25 protein-coding genes are annotated in these 26,659 nt (G+C 58.7%); 15 read left to right on the forward strand and 10 right to left on the reverse strand.

The genetic code is table 11. The features are described 5' to 3' along the window. Positions 1 to 63: 63 nt before the first annotated feature. The 3 genes from trpC to EOI86_RS08890 all read right to left on the reverse strand — a co-directional run bounded on the left by trpC (position 64) and on the right by EOI86_RS08890 (position 2,648). Positions 64 to 879 carry an indole-3-glycerol phosphate synthase TrpC gene (trpC, locus tag EOI86_RS08880; protein WP_127764709.1) on the reverse strand — a complete coding sequence of 272 codons (816 nt, stop codon included), beginning with the start codon at positions 877 to 879 and terminating at the stop codon, positions 64 to 66. After that, positions 876 to 1,916 (reverse strand): anthranilate phosphoribosyltransferase, encoded by a 1,041-nt coding sequence (gene trpD, locus EOI86_RS08885; protein WP_205032106.1) that lies wholly within the window; start codon positions 1,914 to 1,916, stop codon positions 876 to 878. Before trpD ends, trpC begins: the two co-directional genes overlap by 4 nt. A gap of 132 nt (positions 1,917 to 2,048) precedes the next feature. After that, positions 2,049 to 2,648 (reverse strand): anthranilate synthase component II, encoded by a 600-nt coding sequence (locus EOI86_RS08890; protein ID WP_127764710.1) that lies wholly within the window; start codon positions 2,646 to 2,648, stop codon positions 2,049 to 2,051. Between the two features lie 250 nt (positions 2,649 to 2,898). Here EOI86_RS08890 and EOI86_RS08895 point away from each other — a divergent pair, with 250 nt between their 5' ends. After that, on the forward strand, positions 2,899 to 4,074 hold the full coding sequence (locus EOI86_RS08895) for a divergent polysaccharide deacetylase family protein (RefSeq protein ID WP_161973753.1): 1,176 nt from the start codon (positions 2,899 to 2,901) through the stop codon (positions 4,072 to 4,074). Here the strand turns inward: EOI86_RS08895 and EOI86_RS08900 are convergent. The 3 genes from EOI86_RS08900 to EOI86_RS08910 all read right to left on the reverse strand — a co-directional run bounded on the left by EOI86_RS08900 (position 4,071) and on the right by EOI86_RS08910 (position 8,166). Beyond that, entirely contained in the window at positions 4,071 to 4,604 is a 534-nt protein-coding gene (locus EOI86_RS08900; protein WP_127764712.1) for a GNAT family N-acetyltransferase, read from the reverse strand. The two genes, EOI86_RS08895 and EOI86_RS08900, sit on opposite strands and share 4 nt — an antisense overlap. Positions 4,605 to 4,664: 60 nt before the next feature. After that, positions 4,665 to 6,188 carry an anthranilate synthase component I gene (gene trpE / locus EOI86_RS08905; protein ID WP_127764713.1) on the reverse strand — a complete coding sequence of 508 codons (1,524 nt, stop codon included), beginning with the start codon at positions 6,186 to 6,188 and terminating at the stop codon, positions 4,665 to 4,667. Between the two features lie 76 nt (positions 6,189 to 6,264). After that, positions 6,265 to 8,166: a SurA N-terminal domain-containing protein gene (locus EOI86_RS08910; protein WP_127764714.1), complete on the reverse strand. Its 1,902-nt coding sequence runs from the start codon at positions 8,164 to 8,166 to the stop codon at positions 6,265 to 6,267. Positions 8,167 to 8,537: 371 nt separating this feature from the next. On the opposite strand from EOI86_RS08910, the gene tpiA reads away from it, so the two are divergent. The 4 genes from tpiA (at position 8,538) to kdsA (ending at position 12,525) form a co-directional block, all read left to right on the forward strand. Then, entirely contained in the window at positions 8,538 to 9,302 is a 765-nt protein-coding gene (gene tpiA / locus EOI86_RS08915; RefSeq protein WP_193555774.1) for a triose-phosphate isomerase, read from the forward strand. Between the two features lie 187 nt (positions 9,303 to 9,489). Beyond that, positions 9,490 to 9,834, forward strand: a complete 345-nt coding sequence (gene secG / locus EOI86_RS08920) for a preprotein translocase subunit SecG (protein ID WP_127764716.1) — start codon at positions 9,490 to 9,492, stop codon at positions 9,832 to 9,834. A 133-nt stretch (positions 9,835 to 9,967) separates the two neighbouring features. After that, on the forward strand, positions 9,968 to 11,611 hold the full coding sequence (locus EOI86_RS08925) for a CTP synthase (RefSeq protein WP_127764717.1): 1,644 nt from the start codon (positions 9,968 to 9,970) through the stop codon (positions 11,609 to 11,611). Between the two features lie 59 nt (positions 11,612 to 11,670). Further along, positions 11,671 to 12,525 (forward strand): 3-deoxy-8-phosphooctulonate synthase, encoded by an 855-nt coding sequence (gene kdsA, locus EOI86_RS08930; protein WP_127764718.1) that lies wholly within the window; start codon positions 11,671 to 11,673, stop codon positions 12,523 to 12,525. A gap of 49 nt (positions 12,526 to 12,574) precedes the next feature. On the opposite strand, the gene EOI86_RS08935 is transcribed toward kdsA, so the two are convergent. Continuing rightward, entirely contained in the window at positions 12,575 to 13,780 is a 1,206-nt protein-coding gene (locus EOI86_RS08935) for a serine hydrolase domain-containing protein (RefSeq protein WP_127764719.1), read from the reverse strand. 263 nt (positions 13,781 to 14,043) lie between these two features. On the opposite strand from EOI86_RS08935, the gene eno reads away from it, so the two are divergent. The 10 genes from eno to EOI86_RS08985 all read left to right on the forward strand — a co-directional run bounded on the left by eno (position 14,044) and on the right by EOI86_RS08985 (position 24,388). Then, positions 14,044 to 15,318, forward strand: coding sequence for a phosphopyruvate hydratase (gene eno / locus EOI86_RS08940; RefSeq protein ID WP_127764720.1), 1,275 nt, complete (start codon positions 14,044 to 14,046; stop codon positions 15,316 to 15,318). Between the two features lie 210 nt (positions 15,319 to 15,528). Then, positions 15,529 to 15,852, forward strand: a complete 324-nt coding sequence (locus tag EOI86_RS08945) for an FtsB family cell division protein (protein ID WP_127764721.1) — start codon at positions 15,529 to 15,531, stop codon at positions 15,850 to 15,852. Positions 15,853 to 16,140: 288 nt separating this feature from the next. Next, entirely contained in the window at positions 16,141 to 17,184 is a 1,044-nt protein-coding gene (pdhA, locus tag EOI86_RS08950; protein WP_127764722.1) for a pyruvate dehydrogenase (acetyl-transferring) E1 component subunit alpha, read from the forward strand. A gap of 85 nt (positions 17,185 to 17,269) precedes the next feature. Further along, positions 17,270 to 18,661 carry a pyruvate dehydrogenase complex E1 component subunit beta gene (locus tag EOI86_RS08955; RefSeq protein WP_127764723.1) on the forward strand — a complete coding sequence of 464 codons (1,392 nt, stop codon included), beginning with the start codon at positions 17,270 to 17,272 and terminating at the stop codon, positions 18,659 to 18,661. 54 nt (positions 18,662 to 18,715) lie between these two features. Further along, a complete protein-coding gene (locus EOI86_RS08960) occupies positions 18,716 to 20,062 on the forward strand; it encodes a pyruvate dehydrogenase complex dihydrolipoamide acetyltransferase (RefSeq protein ID WP_127764724.1) in 1,347 nt (448 codons plus the stop codon). 59 nt (positions 20,063 to 20,121) lie between these two features. Beyond that, positions 20,122 to 21,534 (forward strand): dihydrolipoyl dehydrogenase, encoded by a 1,413-nt coding sequence (lpdA, locus tag EOI86_RS08965; RefSeq protein ID WP_127764725.1) that lies wholly within the window; start codon positions 20,122 to 20,124, stop codon positions 21,532 to 21,534. A gap of 163 nt (positions 21,535 to 21,697) precedes the next feature. Beyond that, positions 21,698 to 21,943: a hypothetical protein gene (locus EOI86_RS08970; protein ID WP_127764726.1), complete on the forward strand. Its 246-nt coding sequence runs from the start codon at positions 21,698 to 21,700 to the stop codon at positions 21,941 to 21,943. A 47-nt stretch (positions 21,944 to 21,990) separates the two neighbouring features. After that, a complete protein-coding gene (gene lipA / locus EOI86_RS08975) occupies positions 21,991 to 22,941 on the forward strand; it encodes a lipoyl synthase (RefSeq protein WP_127764727.1) in 951 nt (316 codons plus the stop codon). A gap of 52 nt (positions 22,942 to 22,993) precedes the next feature. Then, entirely contained in the window at positions 22,994 to 23,446 is a 453-nt protein-coding gene (locus tag EOI86_RS08980) for a type II toxin-antitoxin system RatA family toxin (protein WP_127764728.1), read from the forward strand. Positions 23,447 to 23,659: 213 nt separating this feature from the next. Next, the gene (locus tag EOI86_RS08985; protein WP_127764729.1) at positions 23,660 to 24,388 is read left to right on the forward strand and encodes a helix-turn-helix domain-containing protein; all 729 of its coding nucleotides are present in this window, start codon (positions 23,660 to 23,662) and stop codon (positions 24,386 to 24,388) included. On the opposite strand, the gene EOI86_RS08990 is transcribed toward EOI86_RS08985, so the two are convergent. From EOI86_RS08990 to EOI86_RS09000, 3 genes are read right to left on the reverse strand one after another with little or no spacing between them, the layout of a single operon-like run. Further along, the gene (locus tag EOI86_RS08990) at positions 24,385 to 24,876 is read right to left on the reverse strand and encodes a CinA family protein (protein WP_127764730.1); all 492 of its coding nucleotides are present in this window, start codon (positions 24,874 to 24,876) and stop codon (positions 24,385 to 24,387) included. The two genes, EOI86_RS08985 and EOI86_RS08990, sit on opposite strands and share 4 nt — an antisense overlap. A 23-nt stretch (positions 24,877 to 24,899) precedes the next feature. Then, positions 24,900 to 25,394: a phosphatidylglycerophosphatase A family protein gene (locus tag EOI86_RS08995; RefSeq protein WP_127764731.1), complete on the reverse strand. Its 495-nt coding sequence runs from the start codon at positions 25,392 to 25,394 to the stop codon at positions 24,900 to 24,902. A 4-nt stretch (positions 25,395 to 25,398) separates the two neighbouring features. After that, positions 25,399 to 26,589 carry a bifunctional 2-C-methyl-D-erythritol 4-phosphate cytidylyltransferase/2-C-methyl-D-erythritol 2,4-cyclodiphosphate synthase gene (locus EOI86_RS09000; protein ID WP_127764732.1) on the reverse strand — a complete coding sequence of 397 codons (1,191 nt, stop codon included), beginning with the start codon at positions 26,587 to 26,589 and terminating at the stop codon, positions 25,399 to 25,401. Between the last annotated feature and the right edge of the window lie 70 nt (positions 26,590 to 26,659).

The raw sequence follows: 26,659 nt of genomic DNA on the forward strand, positions 1-26,659 counted from the left end.
ACAGAGATTTGAAGTTCTGAGACTGAATTTTGTCAGACTGTTATATGGTTCGGGTTGCGGTGATTAGGAAGCCTGCCGGGCCTCGTCATCCAGACCGAGCAGCGCGCGGGTGGCGGCGGTGACATCTTCCTGCCGCATCAGCGATTCCCCGACCAGGAAGGTCTTGGCGCCGACTTTGGACATGCGCGTAAGGTCCTCATGGCTGTAAAGTCCGCTTTCCGCGACAATCAGCCGGTCCGCATCTACACGGTCCGCCAGTTCTTCCGTGGTCGCAATATCGACCTCCAACGTCTTGAGATTGCGGTTATTGATGCCGATCAACCGGCTTTTCAGCAACAAGGCCCGGTCGAGTTCCGCGCCGTCATGCACTTCGACGAGCACGTCCATCCCCAGGCTATGGGCGAGGCTCTCCATTTCGGCAGCCTGGCCATCCTCGAGTGCCGCCATGATCAACAGTATACAATCAGCGCCCAAAGCGCGGGCTTCATAGACCTGATACGCATCCAGCATGAAATCCTTGCGCAGGGCCGGCAGCCGGACGGAGGTCCGCGCCGCGGTCAGGTATTCATCGCGGCCCTGAAAATACGGTTCGTCGGTCAAGATCGAAAGGCAGGCGGCCCCACCGGCCTGATAGGCGCGGGCCAAGGCAACCGGGGCAAAATCCTCGCGAATCAGTCCCTTGGAAGGCGATGCTTTCTTGATTTCTGCAATCAAGGCGAATTGCCCGGTGGCGTGTTTTGCTTCCAATGCCGTGATGAAACCGCGCGGGGCCGGGCCCTGGGCGGCCAGTTGCTCAATATCGGCCGGGGAGATGATCTCTTTCCGGCGCGCGATATGCTCGCGTTTGTCGGCGCAGATCTTGGCGAGAACGTCACTCATCCTTCAGAGCCTTTCGTGCCGACATAAGTCAGCATCTTATCCAGCACCGCGCGGGCCTTACCGTCGTCGATGGACCGTGCGGCAAGGTCAGCGCCGGCCTTCAAGTCGGCAGCCTTGCCGGCCACGACCAGAGCAGCCCCTGCGTTCAGCAGGACGATGTCGCGGAAGGGGCCCTTCGCCCCATCGAGGACGGAGAGGATCGCTGCCGCATTGGCTTCCGGCTCACCGCCTTTGAGGTCCGCCAGAGAGGCGCGGGGTAGGCCCGCGTCTTCCGGGGTGATCTCGAACGTCGAGACGGCGCCGTCTTTCAGCGCGGCAACATAGGAGGGGCCGGTCGTGCTCAACTCGTCCAATCCGTCCGCGCCGTGGACGACCCAGGCCGATTTGGTCCCGACATTACCCAATGTCTTGGCCATCGGTTCGATCCATTTCCGGTCGAAAGTCCCGACCAGAAGGCTGTCCACCATCGCCGGGTTAGAGAGCGGGCCGAGAATGTTGAAGATCGTGCGGATGCCCATTTCAACACGGGTCGGGCCCACATTTCGCATCGCCCCGTGATGCCGGGGCGCCATCAGGAATCCGACACCTGCATCTGCGATCGCACGTTCCACGTCGGACAATTCCGCTTCCAAATCGATGCCGAGCGCTGTCAGCACATCGGCGGAGCCGCTTTTGGACGTGAAAGCGCGGTTGCCATGCTTGGCCACCGGCACGCCCGCACCCGCCGTTACGAAGGCCGAGGCGGTGGAAATGTTGTAGGTGCCCGATGCATCCCCGCCGGTGCCGACGATGTCCATAGCGCCTTCCGGGGCCTTCACGCGCAGAACCTTTGAACGCATGACCCGGACCGCGCCGGTAATCTCGTCAACCGTTTCGCCGCGCACCCGCAGCGCCATAAGGAAACCGCCCATCTGGGACGGCGTAGCGTCACCGGACATGACGATGTCGAAGGCGGCCTCAGCCTGTTCCTTGGACAACGCCGCGCCGTCGGCGACGATCCCCAGGATTTCCTTGAAGTCCGAAATACCCGCACTCATACCATTTGCCCCGTTATCTGTACCGCCCATCTTGCTGTTCCAGGGCCGTTTTCCGGCCGGCGGCGTGTTCGTTTCTCCCAGTCGGCACTCTAAACCGGCTGTCACGATTGTGGTTGGCCCGTCACCTTGGAATCAAGCCGCTTTCGACCTTCGCCATGGTGTTTCGGTGAGGGTGAGGAAATTCCGCAGCAAGGCGTGGCCATGCTCGGTTGCGATACTTTCAGGATGGAATTGCACCCCGTGTATCGGCAATTCGCGGTGTTGTAGCCCCATGACCACGTCATCTTCGGTTTCCGCGGTTACCTCAAGGCAGTCGGGAAGCGTTGCGCGTTCCACGACCAGGCTGTGATAGCGCGTGGCTTTCAGAGGGCTAGGCAGGCCCGCGAACACGCCTTTGCCCGAATGACGGATTTCACCGACCTTGCCATGCATGATGCTGGGCGCCTGGACGACCTTGCCGCCGAAATGTTGTCCGAAGGATTGATGTCCGAGGCAAACGCCGAGCAGGGGGAAGCCGTGTTCCTCCGCGGCGGCGACAATATCCAAGCTGATTCCGGCTTTATCCGGATTGCAAGGACCGGGTGATATCACCACGCCCGACGGGTTCTGCGCCACGACATCGACCGCTGACAGGGCGTCATTGCGATGAACGACGGTCTCCGCGCCCAATTCGCCCAGGAAATGGACTAGATTGTAGGTGAAACTGTCGTAGTTATCGATCAGCACCAACATGATGGGTCACTCTCTTAGATGCGGGCGGCCGAAGCCGCGCCCTTTTGGGAGATTGGACATAGCCGGAAATCCACGACCGTTCAAACCCGTCAGCGGGTTCCTGTGCGGAAAGGTTCGATATGGCCCTTGAATCCAGTTAGTCTGGCGCGCAATTGATATGCAAATCGATCAAAGGATCGGCCCTTCTTACATGGCGCGCAAACGCACCCAAAGACACAATAAAGACCCGCAACCGCGGCGCACGGCCCGAATGCGGCGCGGCTTGGGCAAGCTTGCGCTGGTATTCGCCGGTGGTCTGGGGTTGGGTCTGGCCCTTGGGATCTGGCTGTCGGGGCCGTTGGGGCGCCCACAATCGACGGCTTTGCTGCCGCCGCTGCCGGAACAGCGGGCGGAGGGGGAACTTCGACCGGGCGACGGTCTGCCGGTGCGGATCACCCGGTCGGAACATGCGTTGAAGAATTTTAAATTCGAGGAACCGGTGAACCCGGTCGTTCCGGAAGATGCGCGGACACCGGTTCCCTTGCCGTCTAAACCGCAAACCGTAGAGCGGCAAACTGAACCCCGGCCGCCGCCGAAGCCCAAGGAAGCCGCAACGAACAACGTCGCCGCATTGCCGCCATCGACACCGCCAAAACCGGTTTCGGCCCCGGTTGAAGCGGTGGAGACCGCCTTGCCGCCCGCGATTCCCGATGCACCGGATGCGCCCGCTTGGATCAAGAATGCGGCGCTGTCCGAACCGGTTCTGGGTGAACCGATGATCGCCATAGTCATCGACGATTTGGGGATAGACCAGCCACGGACGGCGCGGACCATAGCGTTGAACGGGCTTTTGACGCTGTCCTTCATCCCCTATGGCTATCATCTGCGGGAACATGTGCGGGAAGCACGCGCCCAGGGCCATGAAGTGATGCTGCACCTTCCCATGGAACCGGTGAACCCGGATGTTGACCCTGGCCCGAACGCATTGATGGCGGGTATGAAGCCTGAAGTTCTGTCGCAGCGGCTGGATTGGGCACTCGATCAATTCGACGGTTATGTGGGGATCAACAACCACATGGGAAGCCGATTCACGGCGTGGGAGCCGGGCATGCGGATCGTGTTGGAGCGATTGCGGCGGAAAGGCTATCTATTCCTGGATTCGATCACCACACAGGAAACCAAAGGATACCGGCTGGCGCGCAGCATGGGGATTGCGAACGCTACGCGGGATGTCTTTCTGGATCACGACATGCGGCGCGAAGCCGTCGCCGCCGCGCTGGCGAAAACCGAAAGAATTGCCCGGGACAAGGGATATGCGGTCGCCATCGGGCATCCGCATGACGGTACCTTGGAGGAACTGAGGACGTGGCTGCCGACGTTGAAGGCGAAGGGCATTCAATTGGTACCGGTCAGCACCATCGTGCGCCTTACCAATCCAAGCGGTTAGGCGGTCTCTCCAGCCTGGAAATCACGGCGTGTCAGCGCGTATGACCTGCAGGGCCTGCCAAGATGCATTGCATCACCGATGAATTGCATCCCGATCTTCTCCGCGACCCGATGCGACCTCTCGTTTCTTGAATCGATATCGGCGGTGACTCGTTCCAAGCCGACCGTTGTGAAAGCGTGATGGAGGATCGGCCGCGCCGCCTCCGGCGCATATCCATAGCCCCAGGATGCCCTGTTCAGGCGCCACCCGATTTCAATCTCGGGCCCGAAACCGTCGCAAGGGATGAGGAGAATCCAGCCGAGGAAGGCATTCGGTTCCTGCTCGGGAAATATGGACCAATATCCAAGCCCTTCGCCAAAGTCAGCGTCGATACGTTCGCGCAGGAATTTCTCGTGAAGGGCGGCATCGCCCCAGGGACCGACGACAAATTTCGTTACTTCCGGGTCGCGGTCCATGGCAAGGCAGGCCTCGAAGTCGTCATCCGTCCGTGGCCTGATCAAAAGTCGGTCGGTTTCAAAACTTGGCAGCATGGAAACCCTTGAATTTTCTGTCCTCGGTTTCCGGTCTCGGCGACAAGGGCAGGATGCCGATCAGTTAGAGCCAATCGAGAAGCGGACGGCTTCCTCCGCGGCGCGGACAAGCGCCTTGGCCTTGTTGACGCATTCCTGATACTCCGAAGTCGGATCGCTGTCATAGACGATGCCGGCACCGGCCTGGACCGACATTGTGCCGTCCTTCACCACTGCGGTGCGGAGCGTGATGCAGGTATCCATCGCACCATCCGCGCCGAAATAGCCGATACAGCCGGCGTAGATGCCGCGTCTTTCCGGTTCCAACTCATCAATGATTTCCATGGCCCGAACCTTGGGGGCGCCGGAAACCGTGCCGGCCGGGAAACCGGCCATCAATGCGGTCAGCACGTCGATGCCGTCTTTCGCGTCGCCTTCGACATTGGAGACGATATGCATGACGTGGCTGTAATACTCGACGATATTCCTGTCGGTGACCGTTACCGAACCGATTTTGGCGACGCGACCGACATCGTTGCGGCCAAGATCCAGCAGCATCAGGTGTTCCGCCAGTTCCTTGGGATCGTTCAGCAGGCTCGCCGCATTTGCGTCGTCTTCCGCCTTGTTCGCTCCGCGCGGCCGGGTCCCGGCGATCGGGCGGATGGTTACCTTGCCGTCGCGCAAACGGACCAGGATTTCAGGGCTGGATCCGACAATGGAGAAATCGCCCGTCGAAAATCCGCCGAAATCCAAGAAAAACAGGAAAGGAGAGGGGTTGGTTCGCCGCAAAGCGCGATACAGCGCAAAGGGCGCCAGGTTGAACGGCGTTTCGAATCGCTGGCTCAACACCACCTGAAAGATATCGCCGGCGCGGATATAGTCTTTCGCCTTGGAAACCATCGCCTTGTAGTCATCCGCGGACATGTTCGAGACCGGTTCGGGCATTTCGTCCAAACTGGCCCGTGAACGGCTTCCATGGGGGACCGACCGTTCCAGCGCTGTGCAGGCCGCGTCCAGGCGGCTGACAGCCGCGTCATAAGCGTCGAAGGCGCTGACAGCAGAATTCGGGCGGACCGGTGTGACGATGGTGATGATGTCTTCGATCGTATCGAATACCGCCATCACCGTCGGGCGCATATAGAGCCCATCCGGCGTGTTCATCGCGGCCGGGTTGGTGTCGGGAATATTCTCGACCAGCCGGATCGTGTCGTAGCTCATATACCCGAACAGACCGGCGGCCATCGGCGGCAGTTCTTCCGGCAAGTCGATCCGGGACTCGTCAAGAAGCGACCGGAGAGAGTCAATGGAAGTGGCGTCTTCCGGCTCGAACCGATCGGCGTTTTCCAAAGCGCGGCGGTTGATTTCCGCGCTTGTGCCATTGCAGCGCCAGATCAGGTCGGGGCGGATGCCGATGAAGGAATACCGTCCGCGTATGGCGCCGCCTTCGACCGACTCCAGCAGGAAGGAATTGGGTTTCCCGGCCGCCAGTTTCATATAGGCGGAAACCGGCGTTTCCAAATCTGCGACCACACGCGTCCAGACGACCTGAGGCGCGCCCGCCGCATAGCGTTCCGCGAAGTCATCCGGTTCCGGGCTTATCTGCATGGCACGTCGAAGTCCTAGGCCCGGCCGGACCGTAATGTCAGGCGCGGGATAATGTACAAGCGATAGACGTGGACGATCAGTTGACCCCGCCGGGGAAATAAACCTGATCGACAACGTCCTGTTTGATGGTGACGTCGTATTCGTCTTCCAAAGCGTCCCGGAATTGGGCCAGCAAATCATTGCCGATGCCGCGGGACAGTTCACGTTCAAGCGCACTAACCTGCTCGGCCGTGCCGGAGTCGGTCATGTTGACTTCATTCACGACATCGAGGACGGCAATGGTGTACCCGTCGAAGGTGCGGCCCAGGAACACGTCCCCGATCTTGCCTTCGAAAAGCTGCGACCGGATGACCGAGGGCAGGGGGGCTGAGCCTGCACCTTCCCTGGTCAGCAAGCCGGTGGTCGACCAATTGTAGCCTTGTTCCTCGGCGACCGCTTCCACGGTGCGGCCTTCTTCCAGCTTGGCCTTGGCTGCTTCCGCTTGCGGCTTGGCACGCTCAAAACGCTGTTCCGTTGCCCAAGCATCGACGACGGCCGGACGGATTTCATCCAGCGGCGGAATCTGGCTTTCGGTGATGCCGTCTGTGCGCAGGACAAAATAGCCGTTGTTGGAGGTTTCAACCAACAGACTGTCCATGCCGGCATCCGTTTCATACAGAGTGGCCAGGAACTGGGCCGATTCCGGCAGGTCCAGCGGCTTCCCATCCGCATCGCGGCCCGATTGGCTGACCGCGTCGAGTTTTTGGACCTTTAGGTTCAACAAGGCGGCCGCTTCTTCCAGGGTCGCACCACCGCCAAGCTGGTCATCCAGATCGGTTGACAGCGTATAGACCACTTCAATCGCCTTGGACGCTGCGAGATCGGCGCGGATGGTGTCGCGGACTTCATCCAAGCTCTGTTGGCTGCCGTCCAGAATATCGGTCGCCTGCACCAGAAACCACCCGAACACCCCTTCGGTCGCTTCCGACGTTTCTCCTTTTTCGAGGGAGAAAGCCGCATCCTGCAACGCCGGGTCGGGCAATTGGCCGCGGGTCATCGTGCCAAGCTCGACTACATCAGAACCGGCGCCGGCCACTTCGGCGGCGACATCCGCGAAGTCTTCGCCGTCACGGATACGCTTTAGAGCGGCCTTGGCGGTTTCTTCATCGGGAAGCAGCATCTGTCGCAATGTACGGCGTTCGGGGACGGTGAATTCGGCGATGCGTGCCTGGTAGGCGTCTTCGATTTCCTGCTCACCGACTTCGATTTCGGCCTGAAGTGCCTGCGGATCCAGATGGATATAGCTCACCGCGCGCAGTTCGGGGCGGCGGAATTCTTCCTTGTTTTCGTCGAAATAGGCGCTGATTTCGCTGTCGCTCGGCTCACCCACATCCACGGTCTCGTCTATGGAAACCGTCAGATAGGTCGCGCTGCGCGTTTCGTTGCGCCAGGCATAAAGCCGTTCGGACAGCGACTTCGGGGCACCGGCGCCGGATACCATTGATTCCAGCAACTGGCGGCGCGCAATTTCCTGACGCACGGCGGCGACATAGGCCCGCTCGGTCAGGCCGGAGAATTGCAGAAATCCTTGATAAACGGCTCTATCGAACTGTCCGGTGCTGCCGCGGAAATTGGGATTGCTCTGTATCGCGCGGACGACAGCGCTGTCCGGGGCGGCGAGGCCAAGATTGTTGGCCTCCTGATCGACCAGGCTTTGCGCCACCAGTCCATCCAGCGCGCGGTTCGCTAACCCAAGGGCTTGCGCCGTTTCCGGTTCGATCTGACCCAGATTGGCCTGCCGCAAGCTTTCGTTATAGGCGCGCGACAACTGCTGGGCGGAGATCTCGTCCTTGCCGACATAGGCAGCGGTCGTGCCCAAGGTCGAGCCGCCCGTGACATAGTCGGCGATGCCCCATGCCCCGAAGCTGATGATAAGGACACCGAAGATGAAAATCTTCGCAAAGGTCGAGCTTGCGGTTTTCCGCATGGCGGCGAGCATGCCGAAATCTCCCGAGATTGTTTTGGCGGGCTGCACTTCATTCCCTGTTGCGCATGTCCGGTTTCATTAAGCCGAATAGTGCGCGGGCGAAGGTAAGCCACCCGTACCGTCGTAAAGGCCGCGGATCATAGAAGGCGGCTTATGCCCCTTCAAGCCATGTTTTCCCTTAATTTCACGATAGTTTAGCCGCATGGCGCCAGGACTTTTCCCCGGATGTTTGGCGTGAAGAATAGAGCAGTGTTTTTTGGGCAGGTCGATCACTGTGGAAGTGCCCCACCGACGGTGCGGTGCTATGGCCAAACCGGAGGGCGCGTGCTAAGGCGCGGCAACGTTGAATTTTGCCTACGACCATCTTTAGAAGGGGAATGACCATGGCGCGGGATCGCCGTTTCTTGATTGCCGGAAACTGGAAGATGAACGGTCTTCTTCAGGACGGCGTCGATCTGGCGAAGGCAGTCGCGGCCGGGTCCGACGGACGCAAAGCGGAATTGCTTGTTTGCCCGCCGGCCACATTGATCAAACCTATTGTGGATGCGATCGGCGGCGCGGCGGTCGCTGTTGGCGGCCAGGATTGCCATTATGAGGATTCCGGCGCCTTCACCGGCGATATCAGCCCGACGATGTTGAAAGACCTCGGCTGTGGTTATGTGATTTTGGGGCATTCCGAGCGCCGAGCCTATCACGGCGAAAGCGACGCCGAGGTCAAGGCGAAGGCCGAAGCAGCCCACGATGCGGGGCTTGTGGCGATCATCTGCGTTGGAGAAACGGAAGCCCAACGGGATGCGAACGAGACCCTGACCGTGATTTCGACCCAGCTTTACGGATCTGTGCCTGAAGCGGCCACACCCGACAATACAGTCATCGCCTATGAACCCGTCTGGGCCATCGGTACAGGTCGCACAGCCACGCCGGAACAGGCACAGGATGTGCACGATCACATCCGGACCTATGGCATGGCGACCTTTGGGCCGGACAATTGGGATGGGGTTCGTATTCTGTACGGCGGCTCGATGAAGCCTGGAAACGCGGGTGAACTATTGTCCCAACCGGATGTGGACGGCGGCCTGATTGGTGGCGCCAGTTTGAAGGCCGATGACTTCCTGGGCATTGCGGACGCCGCCGACTCGCTTATGTAAGCTATGTGGTAACCGCCATTTACTGCGGCTTGACTGTCGCGTAAGGGGCGGTATCGCGATTCCCGTTGATCATGTCTGGTCAAGCCGGGTCTGTTCCTATAGAAACCCGCGCTGTTGGCATGTGCCGCGAAACACCCTGGGACGAAATCCCCAGGGGATGAAACTCTAGAAGAATTGCTGGCGTATCATGGAAACGATCCTCCTCGTTATTCACCTGTTCCTGGCCATAGGTCTGGTTGTCGTCGTTCTGATGCAACGGAGCGAAGGCGGTGCCTTGGGCATCGGCGGTGGCGGCGGTGGCGGTGGAGCCGGTGGCGGTATGTTCAGCGCCCGCGGGACGGCCAATGCCTTGACCCGTGCGACGGCGATCTTGGCCGTCTGCTTCATGACAACCAGCCTGATGCTCGCGATCATTTCCGGGCACTCCCGGACGGGCAGTTCGATACTCGATTCGGCCCCGGCAGCGTCGCAAAGCCAGGATCAGGCCCCCGCGTCGACGGATAGCCAGCCTCTCGTTCCGCTCTCTGACTAAGCGGTTTGAACTTCTGAAACGCGCGGCAAGGCTGGGCTTTGCCGCGACGGCAGGCGAGTGCCATCGTCCGGATTCGCCCAAGCCTTTATTTTTTGATTAGCCGGACGGTCAAACTTCGTTAGTGTGCAGGTCCATGTCGGCACGTTTCATCTTCATAACAGGCGGCGTGGTCTCCTCTCTCGGGAAAGGTCTAGCCTCGGCGTCCATGGGCGCTTTGCTGCAGGCGCGCGGCTACAAGGTCCGTCTGCGTAAGCTCGATCCTTATCTGAATGTCGACCCCGGCACGATGAGCCCCTATCAGCATGGGGAATGCTACGTCACCGACGATGGTGCGGAGACCGACTTGGATCTCGGCCATTACGAACGGTTCACCGGCGTCGCCGCGCGGAAAAGCGATAACATCACGACGGGCCAGATCTACTCGGACGTCATCGCGAAGGAACGCCGGGGGGACTATCTTGGCGGGACCGTGCAGGTCATTCCGCATGTCACGGACGCGATCCGGGATTTCGTCCTCAGCGATATTACCGACGAAGACTTTGTGTTGTGCGAAATCGGGGGCACGGTCGGCGACATCGAAGGTCTGCCGTTTCTGGAAGCCATCCGTCAGTTGCGGAACGAGTTAGGCCCGAAGCGTTCCTGCTTCGTCCATGTGACCCTGTTGCCCTATATCGGCGCGGCAGGTGAATTGAAAACCAAGCCGACACAGCATTCGGTGAAGGAACTACTCTCGGTGGGGATCCAGCCGGATATCCTGATGTGCCGGGCCGAACAGGACATTCCGCAGAACGAAAAGCGTAAGATCGCGTTGTTCTGCAACGTCAAGGAAAGCCGGGTCATCTCCGCCCTTGATGTCGACACAATCTACGACGTTCCTAATACCTATCACCGTGAAGGCCTGGACAATGAAGTGCTTCGGTATTTCGAAATGCTGGGCGAGGACGAGGAAGGCGATGTCGACCTTACCCGTTGGACGGATATCGTCGACTGCGTACGTGGACCGGAAGGTGAGGTTACGATCGCGGTTGTCGGCAAGTACACCGTACTGATCGACGCGTACAAATCGCTTAACGAAGCGCTCACCCATGGCGGTATCGCCAACAATGTGCGCGTGAATATGAAATGGATAGAATCCGAGATCTTTGAAATGGAAGATCCGATACCCTATCTGGAAGGCGTGCACGGGATTCTTGTCCCAGGTGGATTCGGCGAACGCGGCGCGGAAGGCAAAATCGAAGCGGTTCAATTCGCACGCGAACGCGAGGTTCCTTATTTCGGTATATGCTTCGGCATGCAGATGGCGGTGATTGAAGCGGCCCGGAACCTTGCTGGCATCAAGAATGCCAGTTCGACGGAATTTGGCCCGACGGATGAGCCTGTCGTCGGTCTGCTGACCGAATGGATGAAGGGCAATCAACTGGAAAAGCGGGGCATCGATACCGATATGGGCGGCACCATGCGCCTTGGTGCCTATACCGCAGCCTTGCGACCGGGCAGCCGGGTGTCGGAAGTGTATGGGGGCGCGACGGAAATTCAGGAACGGCACCGACATCGCTATGAAGTGAATGCATCCTACATGGCGAAATTGGAAAAGACGGGCCTCGTCTTCTCCGGAATGTCTCCGGACGGGGAATTGCCGGAAATCGTCGAATTCCCGGATCATCCCTGGTTTATTGGCGTGCAGTATCACCCTGAATTGAAATCGAAGCCTTTCGATCCGCATCCGCTGTTCGCAAGCTTCATCAAGGCCGCCATAGACCAGTCACGTCTGGTATAGTAACGCCGAATTCAGGGGCGTGTGCCGATATGGCTCGGCGAGAATCAAAGGAAATGACCATGACTGCCGCTTCGCAGACCGTCTCAGTCGGTAACGTCACCTTCGGCAACGATCTTCCTTTCGTTCTGATCGCCGGCCCTTGCGCGATGGAAAGTCGCGATCACGCGATGGAAATGTCCCATGCGATCAAGGAGATCACCGACGATCTCGGCATCGGCTTCATCTATAAGTCTTCCTTCGACAAGGCGAACAGAACGTCGCTGACGGCACCGCGCGGCATTGGATTGTCAAAGGCAATGGATGTCTTCAACGAGGTCCGCGAAACCTATGGCTGTCCAATTCTGACCGACGTACACGCCGCTGAACAATGTGCCGCGGTCGCCGAAGCGGTCGACGTGCTGCAGATCCCGGCTTTCCTGTGTCGGCAAACGGATCTTTTGGTCGCCGCTGCCGAGACCGGGCGCGTCGTGAACGTCAAGAAAGGTCAGTTCCTGGCGCCTTGGGACATGAAAAACGTGGTCGCCAAAATCGTGGGGGCGGGCAACCCCAATGTTCTGGTTACGGAACGCGGCGCCAGCTTTGGCTATAATACGTTGGTGACCGACTTCCGCGGCCTGCCCATTATGGCACAGCAGACCGGCAAGCCGATCGTCTTCGACGCCACCCATTCGGTGCAGCAGCCGGGCGGGCAGGGGACCACTTCCGGCGGTCAGCGCGAATTTGTTCCCGTCCTTGCCCGTGCCGCCATTGCGGTCGGCGTCGCCGCCGTTTTTATGGAAACCCACCAGGACCCGGACAACGCCCCCTCGGACGGCCCGAACATGGTCCCCCTCCATGAACTGCGCGACCTGCTCGCCACTTTGAAAGCCTTCGACAAAGTCGCCAAGCCGGCGCTGCGCCAAGCGGCGGAATAACCTGGAACACGACGGTTCCGTGATTTGATTGCCTGTTTTCGCGGGTAGGTTATTTATGGGCCTTCACGATTGTGGCGATCAAACCGTCGAACTCCGGACGCAGCGTAAACCTGTCCTCGATGCAGAAATCTGTACTCGCGTTGCTGCTATTCATACAGGATAGCGCGATCTTCAACAGCGCCTCTTCCGCAGGGATGCCATCTTCTGCCATGCCCATCCATTTTTCGACGAAGGCGGTCGTGTCGGATTGATGAACGATCACTGTGTCCCAATCGGGGATGACGAACAGCGATTGGTTCCCGAGCCCCCAGGCGAAATACGTTCCGGGCGGCAATCCCGTATCTTCAGGTGATGGCAGCCACCAAAGAAATCCGTGTCCGCTTCTTAACCCTTCAATCCCCGTTTCGACTGCCTTGCCCGTAATATTGGCGATCCAATTCTCGGGTATGACCTGCTGGGAACCCATTTTGCCGTTGTTGAGATACATCCGGCCGAATGCAAGCAGGTCACTCGCGCTCATCCTGAACATGGCAGCGCGATGGCGGGAAACCGCAGGATCGGCGAGGTAGTGAACGCTGGTCGAGGAGAATTCGGACATCCCAAGCGGTGTGGCCACATCCTTTTCGAAGGCTTCGGCGACAGACAGGCCGGTTCGTGTTTCGAACACGGTTGTCAGGGCGTTGTAATCCCAATTGTTGTACGCCCAGATCGTTCCAGGTTGGTTCTGCTCTTTACCCAAGCGCCGGTCGATATCCTCGGTAAGTCCAGCGGAAGCGGCGGCGCCATGATTGATGCCGGACATGCTCCTCAGCAAATGCAGGACGGTTGCCTGCTTTTGCAGGGCGGTTAGGGGGATGGGGACATCGTCAATGCCCAGCTCTTCTAGTGACGCATCCAGGTCAATCTGCCGAGGACCGTCGCCGACATGTTGCCCGACGACGGCGCTGAGCATGGCTTTCCGCATCGAGTGAATCTCGTATGGCACATGCGTGTCGCCCACCGTTGCGACTATCTTGCCGCCCGTGGATACAATGAAGCTATCCGTACTCATGCGGGTTACATAGTCGATGACGGCGTCAATTTCCTCGGATCGCCATCCAAGGGATTGGGCCTCATTCACCGTTGCTCGAAAGGTTTCTACGTTTCGGGGTTGGAAAGCGGGCGCTGCAACGGCGGTGCTCGTCGGGAAGGCGCAGAATAGCGCCAACAAGGTATAGGCTATTCCCGCTGATCTTGTGCGGACTGTACCGAACATCCCCATGCTCCCCCCAAAATTCAATGCCAGGGATCAATAGCTGGGGAACGGTCAATCAAGATTCAACGATTGCCGACGCAATTTGAGCGCCAGTCGTGATTGTTGACGGCAGGAGGCTGATGCTCAATTCGGCGGCCATGTCGGAAAACTGTTTCGGATGCCGCAGCATGGTTTTGCGTCGTGTGGCGTTGCAACACCGCGCCAAACGACGTAGTGAAAGCCGCACAAATTTTCCGACTTTATCCTTCCTTGAGGAGTTTCCAATGACCGCCATTGTTGATGTCTTCGCGCGCGAAATCCTGGATAGCCGCGGCAATCCGACCGTTGAAGTGGACGTGCATCTTGAGGACGGGTCCTTCGGCCGCGCGGCGGTTCCAAGCGGCGCCTCGACGGGCGCATATGAAGCGCATGAACTGCGCGATGGCGGCAACCGTTACAACGGCAAGGGCGTGCAGCAGGCCGTCGATGCGGTGAACGGCGAGATTTTCGATCTTCTGTCCGGCATGGAAGCCGAAGAACAGGTGAAGATCGACGCTATGATGTGCGAGTTGGACGGCACGCCGACCAAGTCCCGCCTTGGGGCGAACGCAATCCTCGGCGCGTCGCTCGCCATCGCAAAGGCCGCTGCGGATGCGGCGAACCTGCCGCTGTACCGTTATGTCGGGGGATCCTTCGCCAAGACGCTGCCGGTACCGATGATGAACATCGTCAATGGCGGAGAGCATGCGGACAATCCGATCGATATTCAGGAATTCATGATCATGCCGGTCTCCGCGACCAGCATCGCCGAAGCGGTGCGCGCCGGATCGGAAGTGTTCCAGTCGTTGAAGAGCCGCCTGAAAAAGGCCGGCCACAACACCAATGTCGGTGACGAAGGCGGTTTCGCACCGGCGCTCGGCTCAGCAACCGAAGCTTTGGATTTCATTTCCGGCGCGATCGAAGACGCCGGTTACAAACTGGGCGACGACATTGTGCTGGCGCTCGATTGCGCCTCGACAGAGTACTTCAAGGACGGCAAGTATGTTCTCGCAGGTGAGGGGCTGACCCTGGACGCGGCCGGGCATGTAGATTACTTGGCCAAGCTTTGCGCCGCCTATCCGATCAAGTCGATCGAAGACGGCATGGCCGAAGACGATTGGGACGGTTGGAAAGCGCTGACGGACAAGCTTGGCGGTTCAGTTCAACTGGTCGGCGACGATCTGTTCGTGACTAATTCGGAACGTTTGGCGCAGGGAATCGAGAAGGGGACGGCCAATTCGATCCTGATCAAGGTCAATCAGATCGGAAGCCTGTCCGAAACCCTTAAGACAGTCGAAATGGCGCATCGCGCCGGTATGACATCGGTGATGTCGCACCGGTCCGGCGAGACCGAGGATGCGACGATCGCTGATCTTGCGGTCGCCACCAATTGCGGACAGATCAAGACGGGATCGCTCAGCCGCTCCGATCGACTGGCCAAATACAATCAACTGATCCGTATCGAAGAAAACCTGGGCCCGGCGGCGCATTATGCCGGTGCCGACGCATTCAAGCTGTAAATAGCACACTGTCTATCACCCTGTTCTTCCCCTCCATACGTCAGTAAGAACAAAGCAAAGGCGTCCCCGGTAGATGTGCTGGGGACGCCTTTAATTTGATGTTATTCCGCAAGCGGGACACTCCGTCCGGGAAGAACTTCCAAAGACAGCATTAAGCCCCTGAATATATTGCCTGTTGACCCCTGAATCTCCCTGTGTTTCTTTGACCTTATGGCAGTGATCCAAGAATTGCGCAGACGGTCCAAGCAGGTCGTGTTCCCGGTGATCGGGGCATGCGTGCTTGGCTATTTCACCTATCACACCGTTCAGGGTGATCGGGGTCTGCTTGCCTATGGCCGCCTCAACCAGGAAGTGACCCGGGCGAAAGCGACGCTCGATTCCCTTCAGCGCGAGCGGGAGAGTTTGGAGCGCCGGACGGACCTGCTGCGCAACGAAAGTCTAGACTTGGATATGCTTGAGGAGCGGGCCCGGCAGTCCTTCGATCTGGTTCATCAGAACGATTTGGTCATCTTTCTACCGGCAAAATCGAACTAAGTCACCAATCGGTGATTTTTATCAATTCGATAAATTTATACCCATAAAACAAAAACTTAATAGCTTTTTCATGCTGTGTCGCTACCTTGCTTGCAAGTGAGTGCAGGCAACCCTTTCTTGAAATCGGTACAGCAAAGCGGTACTCATCTACATCTAATGAACGGCGGTCTGTTTGGCCTATCGTTCATCGGCGTTGAAACGACGCCACCGGATGTAATCGTCAGTCCAACGGGTGATCGTGCCCTGGACTGTCATGCAGACGGCGCAACGGCATCAGAGAGGAACGTCATGGCGAAGAGTCCGACGGGCGCGAAGACGGCCAAGAAGTCTGCGGCGAAAAAAGCCGCCGCGGGCAAGAAGCCGAACATCGATATCGACCAGGTAAAAGAAGACTATCGGACGATGTTGCTCATCCGCCGATTCGAGGAAAAGGCCGGTCAATTGTACGGCATGGGTCTGATCGGCGGTTTCTGTCATCTCTATATCGGCCAGGAAGCGGTCGTGACGGGCATCCAGGGCGTGGCTAAGGACGATGACGGCGTCATCACCAGTTATCGCGACCATGGGCACATGCTGGCCGCCGGGATGGAAGCCCGCGGGGTCATGGCGGAACTGACCGGACGCGAGGGTGGCTATTCCAGGGGGAAGGGCGGCTCTATGCACATGTTCTCCAAGGAAAAGAACTTCTTCGGCGGTCACGGCATCGTCGGGGCGCAGGTGCCGATCGGGACCGGCCTGGCATTCGCCTATAAATTCCGGGACGAGAAGCGCGTCAGCCTGACCTATGTGGGGGACGGCGCGATGAACCAGGGGCAGGTCTATGAGGCCTTTAACATGGCCTCGCTTTGGAAACTTCCCGTGATCTACGTGATCGAGAACAACCAATACGCCATGGGAACATCTGCTGACCGTCACTCGGCGAGCGGCAAGAACCTGCATGATCGTGGCATGGCGCACGGCATTCCCGGGCGCGAAGTCGATGGTATGGACGTGATGAAGGTGCGCGAAGCGGCCGAGGAGGCGATCGAACACTGCCGTGCCGGCAAGGGCCCGTTCATTTTGGAAATGAAGACCTATCGGTATCGTGGGCATTCCATGTCCGACCCGGCCAAGTACCGTACGAAGGACGAAGTGAACGAGATGCGTCAGCATCACGATCCCATCGATCATGTCCGCAATATGCTTCTCGACGGCGGTTATGCCACGGAAGAAGACTTGAAAGCGGTCGATAAGGAAATCAAGGCCATCGTCGCCGACAGCGCCGAATTCGCTCAGGAAAGCCCTGAACCGGATGCGTCCGAGCTGTGGACGGATATTTTGGTCGAAGCCTAGTGCCCCGCCGCTCCGATCCCTCGGCAGGAAGCCGAAGGACGCGTGCAGGCGACTGAAGAAAGAAATCGGGGTAGGGAGAATTCATATGCCCATTCAGGTCCTCATGCCGGCGCTGTCGCCGACCATGACCGAAGGCAATCTCGCCAAATGGCTCGTCAAGGAAGGGGACACCGTCTCCTCCGGCGACGTTCTGGCGGAAATCGAGACGGATAAGGCGACCATGGAGGTCGAAGCCGTCGATGAAGGCACGATCGGCAAATTGCTGGTCGATGAGGGCAGCGAAGGCGTGGCGGTGAACACGCCGATCGCCATTTTGCTCGAAGAAGGCGAAGACGCCTCTGCCATCGGCGATGAAGGGACTTCGGCAAAGGCCGATAAACCGGCCCAGGAAGAGTCCAAGCAGGAAGCCAAGCAAGAGGAAACCCCGAAGGTCGTCGCCGCGGATGCACCGGGCGCCCCTGTCGTGGATCCCGAACCGGACTGGACCGGCGCGACGGTCAGCACAACGGTCCGTGAGGCCTTGCGCGACGCAATGGCCGAGGAAATGCGTAAGGACGAAGAAGTCTTCGTCATGGGTGAGGAGGTCGCCGAGTATCAAGGCGCCTACAAAGTCACGCAGGGATTGCTGGACGAATTCGGCGGCAAGCGCGTGGTTGATACCCCGATCACGGAACACGGTTTCGCAGGCCTCGGCGTCGGCGCCGCCTTCATGGGGCTGAAGCCGGTGATCGAATTCATGACCTTCAACTTCGCCATGCAGGCGATTGACCACATCATCAACTCTGCCGCCAAGACGCTGTATATGTCCGGTGGCCAGATGGGTTGCCCGATCGTGTTCCGCGGCCCGAACGGCGCGGCATCCCGTGTCGGCGCACAGCATAGTCAGTGCTATGCCAGCTGGTATGCTCATTGTCCGGGCCTGAAAGTGGTCGCGCCCTATAGCGCCGCGGATGCCAAGGGATTGCTTAAATCCGCGATCCGCGATCCGAACCCGGTCATCTTCCTGGAAAACGAAATGCTCTATGGGCAAAGTTTCGAGGTTCCGGATACCGACGATTGGACCGTGCCGATCGGCAAGGCGAAGGTCGTGCGTCAGGGCAGCGACGTGACGATTACGGCCTTCTCGATCATGGTCGGGCATGCGCTGAAAGCGGCGGAATTGCTGGCGGAGGAAGGGATTGACGCGGAAGTCATCGATCTACGCAGTCTGCGCCCGCTCGATACCGAGACGATCGTCAATTCGGTGAAGAAGACCAACCGTCTTGTCAGTTGCGAAGAAGGCTGGCCGTTCGCCGGCATCGGCGCGGAATTGGCGATACAGATGATGGAACAGGCCTTCGACTGGCTCGACGCACCGGTGACGCGCGTGACCGGCAAGGACGTCCCGATGCCTTATGCGGCCAATCTCGAGAAACTGGCCCTGCCCCAGGTGGATGACGTGATTCAGGCGGCCAAGGCCGTTTGTTATCGCGACTAAGGGACCGAACCAATAACGCCGCGCCCCAACCGCGCGGCACGGGAGAAGAAGAGCATGCCGATCGACATCCTGATGCCGGCCTTGTCGCCGACAATGACGGAAGGAACGCTGGCAAAATGGCACGTCAAGGAAGGGGACGAGGTTTCCTCCGGTGACGTCCTGGCGGAAATCGAGACCGACAAGGCGACCATGGAAGTCGAAGCGGTCGATGAAGGCGTCATCGCGAAAATCCTGATCGAAGAAGGCAGTGAGGGCGTCGCCGTGAACACGGCCATCGCCATCCTGGCGGAAGAGGGGGAAGACCCCGCCGAAGCCGCTAAATCCGGCGGCGGTGGTGGCGGTCCCGCGCCTGAAGCGGCGGCCGAAGCGCCAAAGGACGAACCTAAGAAAGAATCCAAGGAAGAACCGAAGGAAGCGCCGAAGGCCGATGCAAAGCCAGCCTCTGCCCCGGCATCCGGCGGGTCCCGTGTCTTCGCCAGCCCGCTGGCAAAGCGGATCGCCGCAGATGCGGGGATCGACATCGCCGCGATATCGGGCAGCGGCCCGCATGGCCGCGTTGTGAAGGCAGATGTGGAATCCGCGATTGCGTCCGGCGGAACGAAAGCCGAGGCCGCACCGGCCAAGGAAGCCCCCGCAGCGGCGGCCAAGGCCCCGGCGGCTGCCGCAGTTGCGCCGCCCGTTATCTCCGCCGACGACCCGATCTTCCAGATGCTGCCGCCGCATGAGGCTGTTCCGAACACGAACATGCGCAAGACGATCGCCAAACGGTTGACCGAATCCGCGCGCGACGTGCCGCATTTCAACGTTCTGGCAGACGTTGAAATCGACGCGTTGCTCGCCATGCGCAAGCAACTCAACGAGCGCGATGGCGCGGACTACAAGATCTCCGTCAACGACATGGTCATCAAGGCGACAGCACTGGCGCTCACCCGGGTTCCCGATTGCAACGTCGCCTATACGGATACGGCTGTCTTGAGGTTTGCCCAAGTCGACATGGCAATGGCCGTGGCGATCGACGGTGGTTTGATCACGCCGATCATCAAGGATTGCGCGGCGAAGGGCTTGGCCACCATTTCCAAGGAAGCCAAGGAATTGGCGGGCAAGGCGCGGGAAGGCAAATTGAAGCCCGAGGAGTACCAGGGCGGTACCTTCTCGATCTCCAATCTCGGTATGTTCGGGGTGAAGAGCTTCAATTCCATCATCAACGCGCCGCAAGGTGGAATCCTCTCCGTCGGGGCTGGTGAACAGCGAGCCGTGGTCAAGGATGGTGCGCTTGCCATTGCCACGGTGATGACGCTCAGCCTTGCGGTCGATCACCGTTGTATCGACGGCGCCGCAGCGGCCGGTTTCATGAAGGAATTGAAGGCGATCTTGCAGGATCCCATCGCCTTGATGCTGTAACGAAAAATCCGGCTGCATGATCCGGCCGAACGCAAATACATCCCGAACGGGAGGGAAACATGGATAAACAATCCTTCGACGTCGTTATCGTCGGTGCCGGGCCCGGTGGGTATGTAACGGCCATCAGGTCCGCTCAATTGGGGCTAAAGACCGCCGTTGTGGAAGCGAACCATCTGGGCGGCATTTGCCTGAACTGGGGCTGCATCCCGACCAAGGCGTTGCTGCGAAGCGCTGAAATCTACCACTACATGAACCACGCGGACGCTTACGGGCTCAGCGCCGGCAAGCCGGGATACGACCTTGAAAAAATCGTTTCGCGCAGCCGTGGTGTCGCCAAGCAGTTGAATGGCGGTGTCGGTCACCTGTTGAAGAAGAACAAGGTTCCGGTCTTCGACGGTTGGGGCAAGTTGGCTGGCGGTTCTGCCGGTGCCCGCAAGGTGACGGTTGAGAAGGACGGCAAGGTCTTCGCGGAATTGACCGCGAAGAATGTGATCCTTGCGACCGGTGCGCGGGCGCGGCAACTGCCTGGACTGGAAGTGGACGGGGAAACCGTTTGGTCCTATCGCGAAGCCATGGTGCCGAAAGCGATGCCGAAGTCTTTGATCGTTGTCGGGTCCGGTGCAATCGGGATCGAATTCGCCAGTTTCTACCGGACCTTCGGTGCCGAGGTGACCGTGGTCGAGGTGATGGATCGGGTTCTGCCCGTCGAAGATGCCGAAATTTCGAAGATGGCGGAAAAGGCCTTCAAGAAGCAGGGGATGAACATCATCACCGGCGCGACGGTAAAGGGATTGAAGAAGGATGGAAAGTCCGTAACCGCCAGCGTCGAAAAGGGCGGCAAGGTTACGGAGATAACGGCGGAAAAGCTGATCAGCGCCGTTGGGATCGTCGGTAATGTCGAAAATATCGGCCTTGAAGGCACGAAGATCAAAGTCGACCGCACCCATGTGGAAATCAACGAATGGTGCGAAACCGGGGAAGCTGGCATTTATGCGATCGGCGATCTAGCGGGACCGCCCTGGTTGGCGCATAAGGCGGAACATGAAGGTGTCATCTGCATCGAGAAGATCGCAGGTGTGAAAGATGTCCATCCCTTGGATACCGGCCGTATACCGGGCTGCACCTATTGCCATCCGCAAGTGGCGTCGGTCGGCCTCAGCGAGCAGGCGGCCAAGGACAAGGGATATGATGTGAAGGTCGGGCGGTTCAGTTTCGTCGGGAACGGCAAGGCGATCGCGCTTGGTGAGCCGGAAGGGCTGATCAAGACCGTTTTCGACGCCAAGACCGGGGAACTGCTGGGCGCGCATATGATCGGCGCAGAGGTCACCGAGTTGATCCAGGGTTATTCCGTCGGCATGACCTTGGAGACGACGGAGGCCGAGCTTATGCACACCGTCTTCCCACACCCGACATTGAGCGAGATGCTGCATGAATCGGTTTTGGATGCCTATGGGCGTGTCATCCATATGTAGGGAGCCATGCAGGGTAGCGCATCGACCGGAGTGACAGCGGAAACCCGCCAATTATCGACGTATTTTAACTATTCTGAAACGATGTATCCCCTTAGATGTAGGGGCGCCGGAAGCGCCTCTGACGGACAGAGCGAGCGTGACCTGAGAAACCGATGGATCCCGTATGGAAGGCAACCTGCAACCCGCTATGTCGAATGATCACCCGAATATCATCAGGGTCGACCACGAACTATCCTGGTCACCAGCGGGATGGGAGCATATTGTCGTCATTATTACCGACATTCCGCTTGATCCCTCCGCATCGAACCATGACGCCCAGAAACTTCATTCCGTTGCCGACCATGTCGGCCGCAGCTTGAAACAAAAAGGCCAAGGTTTTTCTCGTTTGGTGATCAGAAATCAGTTTTGATACCGGCGGACTTGGCGGACTGAAACCGCAACGAAAGTAGCCGAGCCATGGATAAGACGTTGGAACCGAAACACCGGCACCCGGAAAAGCGCAACCGGCCGGACAATCCCATCCAACGGAAACCAGCCTGGATCCGCGTCAAGGCGCCGACCAGTAAGGTCTACCGTGAAACACGGGATATCGTTCGTTCCAAGAAATTGCACACGGTCTGCGAAGAAGCGGCATGCCCGAATATCGGCGAATGCTGGTCGAAGAAACACGCGACCATGATGATCATGGGCGAAATCTGCACCCGGGCCTGCGCCTTCTGCAACGTGACCACCGGCAAACCCAACGCTCTTGATTCCCTTGAACCTTTCAATGTCGCCGCCGCCGTGGCGGAACTCGGCCTTGAGCATGTGGTAATAACTTCTGTCGATCGGGATGACTTGGCGGATGGTGGTGCGGAGCATTTCGCCCAGGTGATCACCGCGATCCATGAGAAGACACCCGACACAACGGTTGAGATTCTGACGCCGGATTTCAAAGGCAAGAAAGGCGTTTTGAAAACTGTCGTGGACGCCAAGCCCGATGTCTTCAATCACAATTTAGAAACCGTTCCGCGCCTTTATCCCAACATTCGTCCGGGTGCGCGGTACTTCACATCGCTTTCCTTGTTGGAGCAGGTGAAGGAAATTGACCCATCCATGTTCACCAAGTCGGGTATCATGGTCGGCCTCGGCGAAACACGCGAAGAGGTGGGGCAGGTGATGGACGACCTGCGGGCCGCGGACGTTGATTTCCTGACCATCGGTCAATACCTGCAGCCGACGCCCAAACATGCTGCGATCGACCGTTTCGTGACGCCCGACGAGTTCGAGGCCTATGCAAAAATGGCCCGCGGAAAGGGGTTCCTTCTGGTTTCCAGTTCGCCACTGACACGTTCTTCCTACCATGCCGGGGATGATTTCCAGCAATTGCGGGCCGCGCGGCAGGCAAAATTGGCCGCTGCCGAATAGGTGTGAGATTTCGGCTTTTTCATCCGGCGACTCGTTCTAGAACCGCTTAATCATGCCCCGTCACGCCGAACGCCGTCCGCTGCCTTACAGTCCTGAGCAACTTTTTGATCTGGTTGCCGATGTAGACAGGTATCCGGAATTCTTGCCTTGGTGCACCGGTGTTCGTGTCCGGCAACGTTCTGACACTTTGCTGATTGCCGATTTAGTTATTGGCTTCAAAGGAATATCAGAACGATTTACCAGTCGTGTCGAACTGGATCGTCCAAATTTGGAGATCAGGGTTTCCTATGAAAAGGGACCCTTTAAGTATCTCAAAAACAACTGGAAATTTGAGCCGGCAGAAGATGGGTGCGTGGTCGATTTCTTTGTTGAATTTGAGTTTCGGTCCAGGATTCTGGAAAAATTGATCGGTATGGTTTTCACCGAAGCCGTTCGTAAGATGGTCACGGCTTTCGAGAATAGAGCCGATGCTCTCTATGGGAATACCGCATCGGGCGATACTTAGAGAAAACTTCATTTGTAGTTTTCTAACAGTGCGCAACGATCGCCGAATTCCACATACCCATATATTGTGTATACAATTTTCCCAGCCACAAATAATAAGTTTCGACTTCGTAACAAACGTGCGTTATCACTAAATCGCTAGGTCTGATACCTAGAATTTGCTACACAAAGCCCAATTGAGGCAGACGCCTTTTGGCATCGTATCGGACCATCCATGATTACCGCTGCCCAGATCCGCGCCGGCAGGGCGCTGCTGAACGTCAAGCAAAGCGAATTGGCGAAGGCCGCCGGAGTCTCACTCGCCACACTCAATAACATCGAACGCGGGGTCGGCGATCCGCGCAGCAGCACCTTGCAAGCCATTGAACGAGCACTGAAAGCGGCCGGTGTGGAGGTAGATGAGGACGGCATTCACGAGACGGTAACGCTGGTCAAATACGCGCGCCCGAATGCATTAGACACCTATTTCGGAAGTCAGTGTGTTTTAGAATGCTTATCGCCCAAAGCTCTTATGAAGGTTGAGCAAATCACGGCGTATGTCCGACATGGCGGTGCGGGTGAACCCGACGATGCACGGGCCAGGGTTTGTTTCCTGATCGGCGGCAGCGGGCGGTCCCTGCTGTTCGACCAAGTAGAATTCACCACGGCGACGAGCCCACGATTGGCTGAAGTTGCGGGGATTCTATTGGCGGCCACAATCCGTTTGCGCGACAGCCTGTATTTCATCGACCGGGTCACGGAGGACACGACCGCCCTCAGCCTGGACGAAGCGATCCAACTGCTACACGCCTATCCGGCCCGAAAACTGGATACGCCCCGCGACTTCTTTTCGATCTTGGGCAATTGGGAGGAAAAATTCGCGCGATACGCCGATAAAGAGGGGCACCCACTCAGAGACCTCATGGGATTGTATGGGCCAGCATCTGCCGGAATCGACGGCTAGGCGCTATCCAACACCCGCACAGCAAGGGACAAAGCTTCAATGACCGCCTGGCGACGCACGGCATTGCGGTCGCCGCTGAACCTGAATTCAAGGGCAATCGGCTCACCGCCGCGTTTGCAGGAACCGATATAGACCAGCCCGGCGGGTTTGCGTTCCGACTGTCCCGGCCCAGCGACGCCAGTAACGGCGACAGCGATATCGGCGCGGGAATGCGCGACGGCGCCGGCCGCCATTTCACGGGCAACCTCGCTGCTGACGGCGCCGACATCCGGGAACAGCGCCGGCGTAACGCCAAGCATCTCCATCTTCGCCTCGTTCGTATAAGTGACGAAGCCGCGTTCGACGACGCTCGACGATCCGGCAATGGCCGTCAGGACACCCGTTATCAGACCGCCCGTGCAGGATTCGGCCGTGGTCAGCGTCAAACCGCGTTCCTCGAATTGTTTCAGGACCGATTTGGCAAGATCCGTGAGCTCGGAATCGAACATCTCTCTCTCCTATGGCCCTTCGGTCAAATTATCGCCAGTTTCTTTAACAGCATCATTGCCAGAATGCCGGCGACTCCTGCAAAGACACCAGCCAAGACGTCGTCGAGCATTACGCCGAAACCGCCGCCCATATGGCGGTCGATTAGGTTGATCGGGAAGGGCTTCACAATGTCGAACGCCCTGAACAAGACGAACGCCACGATCCAGGCCACCCAGGTGAGCGGCGCGTATAGGGCCATGATGCCAAGCGTAAGCCAGACACCGACCACCTCATCCACGACGATTTCACTCGCATCATGCCCCTGAGTGAGGATGTCGAACCTGTTTGCCGCCCATGTCCCAACGGCAAGCAGAATGATTGCCGCCGGAATGAGCCATGTGGGCGGAACCGCCTGGATCATGAACCATGCGAAAGGCAGGGCTGCGATGGTGCCCCAGGTGCCGGGGGCGGGCGTGAGATAACCGGAGCCGAACCAAGTCGCGATCAGAATGCCGGGATCGGTAAGGGAAGGGCGCATCGTTTTATACCCGGACCGAGGCGACAGCTTGGGCGGCAATCCCTTCGCCGCGGCCCGTGAAACCCAGCTTTTCGGTCGTGGTCGCTTTGACGCTGACCTGGTCTATATCGACCCCGAGGATTCCGGCGATTGTCATACGCATAGCCTCCTTATGGGGACCGATCTTCGGTTTTTCGCAGATCAATGTAACGTCAACATGGGTCACAGCACCGCCGCGTGCTGCAACCAGGTCTGCTGCATGGCGCAGAAATCTATCCGACGCTGCACCCTTCCACTGCGGATCGCTTGGCGGAAAATGATCCCCGATATCGCCCGCGGCAATCGCCCCCAGGATTGCATCTGTCAACGCGTGAAGCCCGACATCTGCATCCGAATGCCCGGCCAGGCGCGCCGTATGGGGAATGGAAACACCGCACAGAGTGACCGCGTCGCCCGGTTCGAAACGGTGCACATCGAAACCCATTCCTGTGCGAACCGATTGCGATGCGATCATTTTTCGATCCGCTTCCTGAAAGTCTTCCGGCGTCGTGATCTTGGTGTTTTCGGCATCGCCATCGACGGCGTTCACGTCAGCACCTGCTTGTTCCATGACGGCTGCATCGTCGGTTAATTCGGCGCCGGTGGCGGCTCGGTGGGCATCGAGCAATACATCGAATCGGAATCCTTGCGGTGTTTGAACCCGTCGCAGGACGGTACGGTCGACGGTTTCGCGCACAATGTGACGGTCTTCGTCGACCCGCTTGATCGTGTCGGTGACGGGCAGAACCGGGATCACAGCAGCGGATCCGTTCCGTAAAGCGACAATCACCCGTTCGACCATTGTGACTGAAACGAACGGCCTGGCGCCGTCATGAACCAGCACCAGGTCCGGCGGACCGGCCGACGCCAAGGCTTCAAGCCCGCATAGGACGGAGGCTTGGCGCGTCGCGCCTCCAAAAACGGGGGGCAGAACACCTGTGATCTGACCAACCTGAGACTCAAAATCGGGGACATCGCCATGGCCGATAACCGGCAGCACCGTGTCGATGCAGTCGAAGCTCGCCAAGGCCTGAAGTGTGCGCTTTAGCATGGGTATACCGGCGATCGGCCGATACTGCTTCGGCAGCCCGCCGCCGGCACGTAGGCCACGGCCCGCCGCCACCACGAGGCAGGCGACCTTCGGCTTGGCCGTTGTTCCGTCCGGTCCGATCAGCATCGGTGCTTTGTTCCCCGTTCACATCGTATTCTGCGTATTCTGCGGCATTCTGACCAACGCGCCCCGAACC

Source organism: Hwanghaeella grinnelliae, from assembly GCF_004005845.1.
Classification (GTDB): Bacteria; Pseudomonadota; Alphaproteobacteria; order UBA8366; family Aestuariispiraceae; genus Hwanghaeella; species Hwanghaeella grinnelliae.